Below are 892 nucleotides of genomic sequence, written 5' to 3'. Positions count from 1 at the left end.
GGGCGAGGATGACGTCGGCGCCGCTGGTGGCCCATTCGTGGGCGCCGGTCGCGTCGCCCTGGGCGTAGAGGACCTCGGCCACGGTGCGATAGACCTCGGGGTCGCGCGGGCGGTCGGCGCGGATCTGCTCCACCAGGGTGCGGGCCTCGTCGGCGCGGCCCAGCTCGAACAGGGCGTCGGCGAGGTAGGCGCGCGGGTCGCCGTAGGTCTCGCCGCCGTCGTCCATGGCTCTGCGGTACAGCTCGGCGGCCTTGGCGTGGTCGCCCGCGTGCTGCCACTGCTCTCCGGCGCGCAACAGCACGTTGGCGCGTGACACCCCGCCGGACACCGACTCGGCCAGCTCGGACAGCCGGCGGGCCGCCGAGATGTGATCGCCGGTGCGCAGGGTGTCGAACTCCAGGTCGTCGAGGTCGTCTTCCGTCACGTGCGTCACGCTTCAACGCTACCCGCCGTCGCGCGACCGAAGCGGGCGAATCGATGATGATCGTGCGAATAACGGGGCGTAGGTGTCAGCTCACCTGCGCGAACGTTCCAGCGCGTCCCAGAATCCGCGGCGCAGCGCGTGCCGGACCTCGTCGTGCAGGAGGAAGTCGATCGGGAGCGAGGAGCCCTGCAGCAGGCGGGCCTCCAGGTCGGACGGCATCCGCGGTTTGCGGGCGAGGACGGCCTCCAGCCACAGCGCGGGCGCGTCCCTGGCGACGGACTCGCCGAAGTCCTGGCCTTCCTGGTGGGCGGCCTTGACGGCGTCCGCCAGTGTCGGGGTGCTCTGCTGCGCCGGGACGGGTGAGATCTGCTGCGGGCCGGTGTAGGGGCCGTGCGGGCGGCTCTCCGGCTGCATCGTCTGCGGCGGAGGGGGCGGGGACGGCGCCGGGATCGGCGACGAGCTGTACTG

At 72.8% G+C, this 892-nt stretch carries 1 protein-coding gene and 1 pseudogene; both read right to left on the bottom strand.

Annotated elements, in window-relative coordinates:
* Positions 1-433: tetratricopeptide repeat protein (locus E1264_RS42815; RefSeq protein WP_243711530.1), on the bottom strand; the 433-nt coding region annotated here is incomplete at its 3' end.
* 81 nt (positions 434-514) lie between these two features.
* Positions 515-892, bottom strand: a pseudogene (locus E1264_RS45805) (NYN domain-containing protein); the annotation flags it as partial.

It is taken from the genome of Actinomadura sp. KC216 (assembly GCF_004348535.1).
In the GTDB taxonomy this organism is placed as follows: Bacteria; Actinomycetota; Actinomycetes; order Streptosporangiales; family Streptosporangiaceae; genus Spirillospora.
Note: the sequence above shows the minus strand (reverse complement) of the source record. Positions and strands in the feature narration are given on the sequence as shown.